This window comes from Streptomyces sp. NPDC004561 (assembly GCF_053602155.1).
In genome coordinates this window covers 1-7,646 of record NZ_JBSGDB010000424.1, presented here as the reverse complement: position 1 = coordinate 7,646, position 7,646 = coordinate 1, and the positions used below count along the sequence as shown (strand labels likewise).

Annotated in this window: 6 protein-coding genes and 2 pseudogenes; 6 read left to right on the top strand and 2 right to left on the bottom strand. The window is 73.0% G+C overall.

The window, feature by feature from the left end:
• The 6 genes from ACWEN3_RS36450 to ACWEN3_RS36425 all read left to right on the top strand — a co-directional run.
• Positions 1-654 (top strand): DUF2797 domain-containing protein (locus ACWEN3_RS36450; RefSeq protein WP_452980001.1); only part of this gene is annotated, 654 nt, incomplete at its 5' end.
• A gap of 87 nt (positions 655-741) precedes the next feature.
• Positions 742-1,101 carry an antibiotic biosynthesis monooxygenase family protein gene (locus tag ACWEN3_RS36445; RefSeq protein ID WP_452979998.1) on the top strand — a complete coding sequence of 120 codons (360 nt, stop codon included), beginning with the start codon at positions 742-744 and terminating at the stop codon, positions 1,099-1,101.
• Positions 1,102-1,202: 101 nt separating this feature from the next.
• Positions 1,203-1,943, top strand: coding sequence for a response regulator transcription factor (locus ACWEN3_RS36440; protein WP_452979996.1), 741 nt, complete (start codon positions 1,203-1,205; stop codon positions 1,941-1,943).
• The gene (locus ACWEN3_RS36435) at positions 1,940-3,565 is read left to right on the top strand and encodes a HAMP domain-containing sensor histidine kinase (protein ID WP_452979993.1); all 1,626 of its coding nucleotides are present in this window, start codon (positions 1,940-1,942) and stop codon (positions 3,563-3,565) included. The genes ACWEN3_RS36440 and ACWEN3_RS36435 overlap by 4 nt, the downstream gene beginning before the upstream one ends.
• A 14-nt stretch (positions 3,566-3,579) precedes the next feature.
• Entirely contained in the window at positions 3,580-5,079 is a 1,500-nt protein-coding gene (locus tag ACWEN3_RS36430) for a glycosyltransferase (protein WP_452979990.1), read from the top strand.
• A complete protein-coding gene (locus ACWEN3_RS36425; protein WP_452979987.1) occupies positions 5,076-7,280 on the top strand; it encodes an ArnT family glycosyltransferase in 2,205 nt (734 codons plus the stop codon). Before ACWEN3_RS36430 ends, ACWEN3_RS36425 begins: the two co-directional genes overlap by 4 nt.
• 89 nt (positions 7,281-7,369) lie before the next feature.
• Here ACWEN3_RS36425 and ACWEN3_RS36420 read toward each other — a convergent pair.
• Positions 7,370-7,552: pseudogene (locus ACWEN3_RS36420) on the bottom strand (protocatechuate 3,4-dioxygenase subunit alpha); the annotation flags it as partial.
• Positions 7,540-7,646 (bottom strand): annotated as a pseudogene (locus ACWEN3_RS36415) (ABC transporter permease); the annotation flags it as partial. The pseudogenes ACWEN3_RS36420 and ACWEN3_RS36415, both read right to left, overlap by 13 nt.

Sequence of the window (7,646 nt, the reverse complement as noted above, 5' to 3'; positions counted from 1 at the left end):
CGGGCGCACTCGGTGGCCGCCGACACGCTCGCCGACGATCCCCGGCCGTACCGCGTGTACCTGGCGTGGTTCGGGCCGGGCATGGTCAAGGTCGGGATCACCGCCGTCGAGCGGGGCCCGGCCCGGCTGCTGGAGCAGGGCGCCGTCTGCTTCAGCTGGCTCGGCACCGGTCCGCTGATGGCCGCCCGGCGCACCGAGGAGCTGTTGCGGGCCGCGCTGCGGGTGCCGGACCGGATTCCGTACGCCGAGAAGCGGGCGGTGCGGTCGGCGCTGCCCGGCTCGGCGGCGGAGCGCGCCGGCGAGGTGCGGGAACTGCACGCGCGGGCCGTCGCGCTCACCGGGTGGCCGGAGTCCCTGCGTCCCGAGCCCTGCCAAGTCGTGGACCACACGGGGACGTTCGGGATCGACGGGGCGCCTCCCCCCTTCGGTGAGGTGGTGGAGCTCGTCCCGGGCGGTGCCGTGGACGGCGAGCTGGTGGCGGCCGCGGGACCCGATCTGCATCTGGCGGTCGAGGGTCGCGGGGTCGTCGTGCTCGACACCCGGCTGATGAGCGGATGGGAGCTGGTGCCGTCGGCCTCGGAGAGCGGCGGCCCGGCCGGTGGACTCACCTTCCCCGTCCGGGAGTTCACCCGGGAGCAGGAGGGCCTCTTCTGAGGTCCGGGTAAAGACTCGGATCCCGCACGGATCCCTTTAGGCAAGGGTCATGGACGCCGAACGGGCCCGCCCGCGACCGTGGTCGGCATGAGCGATCACCCGGGCGCGGCCGTGCCGCCCACCCCCATACTCGCCGAACCCCCTTACTACGCGGTGGTGTTCACCTCGAACCGCACCGATCACGACCCCGGCGGCTACCGCGAGGCCGCCGCACACCTCTCCCGTCTTGTGCGGGACATCCCGGGCTTCCTCGGGGAGGACTCCGCCCACACACCGGGCGGACTCGCCATCTCCGTCGCCTACTTCCGCGACCTCGCCGGCATCGAGCGGTGGCGGCAGCACCCCGAGCATCTCGCGGCCAAGCGGCGCGGGCGCGAGCACTGGTACGAGCGGTACGCGATCCACATCGCCCGGGTCGAGCACAGCCACGGCTTCGGGCGTTCCTGATGCGGTTCCCAGCAGTTGCCTGAGAGGCGCCTGTGTGTTTCTCAGGAAAAACACAGATTCATGAAAGCGTGCTCTCAGAGGGCCCCGACAGGGTGTCCACCATGACCACGACCTCGCCCCAGGGGCGCACCGAACTGCTGAGGCCGGACGGGAGCCCCGTCCGGGTGCTTGTGGTGGACGACGAGCTGTCGATCACCGAACTGCTGAGCATGGCCCTTCGCTACGAGGGCTGGCAGATCAGGAGTGCCGGAGACGGGCAGGGGGCCCTCCAGACGGCCCGTGAGTTCCGCCCCGACGCCGTCGTGCTCGACATGATGCTGCCCGACATGGACGGGCTCGCCGTCCTCGGGCGGCTGCGCCGCGAGCTGCCCGATGTGCCCGTCCTCTTCCTGACCGCCAAGGACGCCGTCGAGGACCGTATCGCCGGGCTCACCGCCGGGGGCGACGATTACGTCACCAAGCCGTTCAGCCTGGAGGAGGTCGTGGCCCGGCTGCGCGGACTCATCCGCCGGTCCGGGGCCGCCGACCGGCGTTCCGACTCCGTGCTCGTCGTCGGCGACCTCACCCTGGACGAGGACAGCCACGATGTCTCGCGGGCCGGGGACTCCATCCACCTCACCGCCACCGAGTTCGAGCTGCTCCGGTTCCTCATGCGCAACCCCCGGCGGGTGCTCAGCAAGGCGCAGATCCTGGACCGGGTCTGGTCGTACGACTTCGGCGGGCAGGCCAACGTCGTCGAGCTGTACATCTCGTACCTGCGCCGGAAGATCGACGCCGGGCGCGAGCCCATGATCCACACCCGGCGTGGGGCCGGTTACCTGATCAAGCCCGCCGTGTCATGAGCGGACGACGGCGGCCGCGTACGCAGAAGCGACGCGCGGGGCAGCCGCGCACCCTGCGGACGCGGCTCGTCGTCGCGTCCGTGGTGCTGATCGCCGTGGTGTGCGCGGTGATCGGCACGGTCACCACGCTGGCGCTGCGGACGCATCTGTACGACCAGCTCGACAGCCGGCTTTTCGAGGTCGGGGCGCGGGCGTCCGGCCAGTTCGCTCCGCCCGGCCAGGGCAAGGGCGACATCGGGCCCGGCAGCCAGCCGGACGGCCGGCAGAGTGGACGGCCGGTCGAACTCGGCCAGTTCGTGTCCCGGGGCCCGCAGCCGCCCGGCACACTCGTGGCCCAGGTGGAGAACGGCGAGACGACCGAGGGCATGGTCGGCCACAAGTCCGACGACGACTTCTCCATGAGCGCCAAGCTGCTGACCAAGGCGCAGCTCGCAGCGTTGAACGCCGTCCCCCGTGATGCCAACAAGCACACCGTGGACCTCCCCGGCCTCGGCAGTTACCGCACGAAGTACGTCACCGGCCCGAACGGCACCTACTACGTCGGCATCCCGACCAAGGAGACCGACGACAACATCGACACCCTGATCCTCGTAGAGCTCAGCGTCACCGCCGCCGGTCTCGTTGCCGCCGGGATCGCCGGCTTCGTGCTCGTCGGTGTCGCCACGCGCCCGCTGCGCAAGGTCGCCGCCACCGCCACCCGGGTCTCCGAACTGCCGCTGCACACCGGCGAGGTGAACCTCAGCGAGCGGGTCCCTGAGTCGGAGTGCGACCCGCACACCGAGGTCGGCCTGGTCGGCGCCGCGCTGAACCGGATGCTGGACCACGTCCACGGCGCCCTGCACGCCCGCCAGCAGAGCGAGACGCGGGTACGCCAGTTCGTGGCCGACGCCAGCCACGAGCTGCGCACGCCGCTCGCCTCCATCCGGGGCTACGCCGAACTCACCCGGCGGGGACGGGAACAGGTCGGCCCCGACACCCGGCACGCCCTCGGGCGGATCGAGTCCGAGGCCGGGCGGATGACCCTCCTCGTGGAGGACCTGCTGCTCCTCGCCCGGCTGGACGCCGGGCGGCCGCTGCAGTTCGAGCAGACCGACCTCATCCCGCTCGTCGTGGACACCGTCAGCGACTCCCGCGCGGCCGGCATGGACCACAACTGGCGCCTGGACCTGCCCGACGAGCCCGCCCTGGTCTCGGCGGACGCGGCCCGCGTCCAGCAGGTGCTGGTCAATCTGCTGGGCAACGCCCGCAAGCACACCCCGCCCGGTACGACCGTCGTCGCGCGCGTGCAGCGGCGCGGGCCGTGGCTGTGCGTCGACGTCGAGGACAACGGGCAGGGGATCCCGCCCGACCTGCTGCCGCACGTCTTCGAGCGGTTCGCCCGGGGGGACTCCGCACGCTCGCGGGCCACCGGTTCGACCGGGCTCGGGCTCGCCATCGTGCAGGCGGTCGCGGCCGCGCACGGGGGTGCCGTGACCGTCGACAGCGTTCCCGGCCGCACGGTGTTCACCGTGCATCTGCCGGCCCTCGCCCCCGCCGTCGTCCGGCCCGCACCCGGAACCGGCCGGCGATCGCACTCACAGGCACAGCACAGTGCCACCACATCGGTGCGACAGGGCGCCTGACGAGAGTCGGTTCCATGCGAACCGACTCTTCTCCCGGCACCCTGCCGGCGCGGGAGCACCTCCCGGCCACAGACGCCGGAACGCCTGTCCTGGACGTAGTGATCCCCGTCTACAACGAGGAGAAGGACCTCCAGCCGTGCGTCCGCAGACTGCACGAGCACCTCACGCGCACCTTCCCGTACGCGTTCCGCATCACCGTCGCGGACAACGCGTCCACGGACACCACCCCGCTGGTGGCCGCGCGGCTGGCGGCGGAGATCCCCGAGGTCACCAACTTCCGCCTGGAGCAGAAGGGCCGCGGCCGCGCCCTGAGGACCGTGTGGTCCGCGTCCGAGGCGCCGATCCTCGCCTACATGGACGTGGACCTGTCCACCGACCTCAACGCCCTGCTGCCGCTGGTGGCACCGCTGATCTCGGGTCACTCCGACCTCGCGATCGGCTCCCGGCTGGCCCGCGCCTCCCGGGTCGTGCGCGGCCCCAAGCGGGAGTTCATCAGCCGGGCGTACAACCTGATCCTGCGGGGCTCGCTCCAGGCCCGCTTCTCGGACGCGCAGTGCGGTTTCAAGGCGATCCGGCGGGACGTGGCGCAGGTGCTGCTGCCGCTGGTCGAGGACACCGGCTGGTTCTTCGACACCGAGTTGCTGGTGCTCGCCGAGCGCGCGGGCCTGCGGATCCACGAGGTGCCGGTCGACTGGGTCGACGACCCGGACTCCACCGTGCACATCGTGAGGACCGCGACCGACGACCTCAGGGGCGTGTGGCGGATCGGCAAGGCCCTGACCACCGGTTCGCTGCCGCTGGACCGGCTCAGCCGGCCCTTCGGCGACGACCCGCGCGACCGTGAGCTGACCGACGTGCCCCAGGGGCTGGCCCGCCAGCTCGTCGGGTTCTGTGTGGTCGGCGGCCTGTCGACCCTCTTCTACCTGGTGCTCTACGGCCTCTTCCGGGAGTTCTCCGGCTCCCAGGTCGCCAACGCCCTCGCGCTGCTGGTGTCGGCGGTCGCCAACACCGCCGCCAACCGCCGGCTGACCTTCGGGGTGCGCGGCCGGGGCGGCGCGGTCCGGCACCAGGCGCAGGGCCTGGTCGTCTTCGGTATCGGACTCGCTCTGACCAGCGGCTCCCTGGCCGCCCTGAACGCGGCCGGCGGCAGCCCCGCGCACTCCACCGAACTGGCGGTGCTCATCGCCGCCAACCTCGCGGCGACCGTGCTGCGGTTCCTCCTCTTCCGCGCCTGGGTCTTCCCGGACCGGGGGGAGTCCGCCCCGTCCGCGCCGGTCGCCCCGCACACCTCTTCCTCGCCGGCCCGCGACACGACGGCGGCCGCGTACGCACCGCTGCCCGAGCGGCCGCTGCCGTACCAGAGGCAGCCGTACCGGACCACGCCGTACGAGCCGCGGCCGTACCCGGCCACCCAGGTCCGCGCCGGTGAGGCCGCGGACGGCGACCGGGGGGACGCCACCGTGCGCCTGCAGCCGGTGCGCCCTCACGACACCGACCCGGGGGAGCCCCGATGACCCTTCAGCGACCGAGCGGCACACCCGTCTGGGGGCCGCCCCCGACCGCTCCCCCGCCGGCCCCCGGGGCCGGCGAGTCCGAGCAGCCCGGGGTACGCGGATTGTGGCGCGGCCGGACCGAGGACCCCCGCTGGGTCCGCCCGGCCTTCCTCGGCCTGCTCGCCGCCACCCTGCTGCTGTACCTGTACGACCTCGGCGCCTCCGGCTACGCCAACTCCTTCTACTCGGCGGCCGTGCAGGCGGGCAGCAGGTCCTGGAAGGCGTTCTTCTTCGGCTCGCTGGACGCGGGCAACGCCATCACCGTCGACAAGCCTCCGGCCTCGCTGTGGCCGATGGAGCTGTCGGTCCGGGTCTTCGGCCTGAACTCGTGGGCGATCCTGGCCCCCGAGGTGCTGATGGGCGTCGCGACGGTCGCCGTCGTGTACGCCGCCGTGCGCCGCCGGTTCAGCCCCGCGGCCGGTCTGATCGCGGGCGCGGTGCTCGCGCTCACCCCCGTCGCGGCGCTGATGTTCCGGTTCAACAACCCGGACGCCATGCTGGCCCTGCTGATGTCGGTGGCCTGCTACCTCGTCGTGCGCGCACTGGAGGACGGCCGGACGAAGTGGCTGGTGTGGGCCGGGGCGGCGATCGGCTTCGCGTTCCTCGCCAAGACGCTCCAGGCGTTCCTGATCCTCCCGGCGCTCGCGGCGGTGTACGCGGTGTGCGCACCGGTGTCGCTGCGCAGGCGCTTCGGGCAGCTGGCCGCGGCGACGCTCGCGCTGGTCGTCTCCGGCGGCTGGTGGGTCGCGATCGTCGAGCTGTGGCCGGCCTCGTCCCGGCCGTACATCGGCGGCTCGCAGAACAACAGCTTCCTGGAGCTGACCTTCGGCTACAACGGCCTCGGCCGTCTCGACGGCGACGAGACCGGCAGCGTCGGCGGGGGCGGGGGCGGGGGCGGTGGCGGCACCGGCATGTGGGGCGCGACCGGCTGGGACCGGATGTTCGGCTCCGAGATCGGCGGCCAGATCTCGTGGCTGCTGCCCGCCGCGCTGATCCTGCTGGCCGCGGGGCTCGTGGCCACCCGCAAGTCCCGGCGGACGTCCGTCACCCGGGCCTCGTTCCTGGTCTGGGGCGGCTCGCTGCTGATGACCATGGTGGTCTTCAGCTACATGGCGGGCATCTTCCACCAGTACTACACCGTGGCCCTCGCCCCCTACCTGGCGGCGGTCATCGGCATGGGCGCCGGACTGCTGTGGGAGGAGCGGCGGCGGCCGTGGGCGTCGGTCACCCTCGCCGCCTCGGTGGTCGCGGCCGCGGCCTGGGGATACGTCCTGCTCAACCGCACCTCCGGCTATCTGCCCTGGCTCAGGTGGCTGGTGCTGGTCGGCGGCCTGGCCGCCGCGTTCGGCCTGGTCTTCGCGGGCCGGATCTCCCGTCGGCTCGCGCTCGTCGCGGCGGCGGTGGGTCTCGTGGCCGCGCTCGCCGGGCCCACCGCCTACACCCTCAGCACGCTCCGGCAGGGCCACACCGGCTCGATCGTCACGGCCGGTCCGGCGGGCGCGAGCACGATGGGCGGCCCGGGCGGCGGCCCCGGTGGCGGGGGCGGCATGCGGGGCGGCTTCGGCGGCGCCCTGCCCGGCGGGACCCGGCCGGGTCAGCAGGGCCGGCAGAACGGCAACGGGTTCCCGGGCGGCGGCGGCTTCGGCGGGGGCATGCCGGGCCAGAACCAGCAAGGCCAGCAGGGTCAGCAGGGCCAGCAGGGTCAGCAGGGCCAGCAGGGTCGGCAGAACGGCAATGGCTTCCCCGGCGGTGGCCGGATCGGCGAGGGCGGCATGGGCGGCGCCGGTGGCGTGGGCGGCCTGCTGAACGGCACGAGCGTCTCCGCCGAGGCCAGGAAGCTGCTGGAGAAGGACGCCTCGAAGTACACCTGGGTCGCCGCGTCCGTCGGCTCCCAGAACGCGGCCGGCTACCAACTGTCCACGGGCGACCCGGTGATGGCGATCGGCGGCTTCAACGGCACCGACCCCTCCCCGACCCTGGCCCAGTTCAAGACGTACGTGGCGGAGGGGAGGATCCACTACTTCGTCGCCGGCGGCGGCATGGGCGGCGGCGGCAACAGCGGTACCGCCTCCCGGATCAGCTCCTGGGTCCAGAGCACCTTCAAGAAGGTGACGGCCGGCTCGGCCACCTTCTACGACCTCACCCGGAAGAAGAGCGGCTGACCGGGAGGGACCGGCCGGCGGAGAACCGCGTCGTACACCGCACAGTGACCGCTGTGCGGTGTACGGCCGTTCCGGGGGCTGTACGGAACCCCGGTCCGGCTCCTGCGGCAGGCGAAACGGTAGGCGCCCCGGCCCTCCTCGCCGGCGATCAGCGTGTCGCGCCGGTCGCCCACCCGGGCGAGCAGCGGGTCGGCGGCCAGCGCGGCCTGGTCGCCCGGCAGGTAGATCCGGGTGAACAGGTGCGTCAGCAGGCCGCGCGCGAAGACGCACACTCCGCGGCCATCAGGGAACGCCAGGAGAACGCCCAGCCCTGCTTCATGCCGGCCACGTAGCCGGGCAGCGCCGCCGGCAGGGTGACGTGCCAGG

Excerpts from the sequence above, each read along its gene's own strand:
- ACWEN3_RS36445 (WP_452979998.1), top strand. The coding sequence starts at position 742 with ATGAGCGATCACCCGGGCGCGGCCGTGCCGCCCACCCCCATACTCGCC.
- ACWEN3_RS36440 (WP_452979996.1), top strand. The coding sequence starts at position 1,203 with ATGACCACGACCTCGCCCCAGGGGCGCACCGAACTGCTGAGGCCGGAC.
- ACWEN3_RS36435 (WP_452979993.1), top strand. The coding sequence starts at position 1,940 with ATGAGCGGACGACGGCGGCCGCGTACGCAGAAGCGACGCGCGGGGCAG.
- ACWEN3_RS36430 (WP_452979990.1), top strand. The coding sequence starts at position 3,580 with ATGCGAACCGACTCTTCTCCCGGCACCCTGCCGGCGCGGGAGCACCTC.
- ACWEN3_RS36425 (WP_452979987.1), top strand. The coding sequence starts at position 5,076 with ATGACCCTTCAGCGACCGAGCGGCACACCCGTCTGGGGGCCGCCCCCG.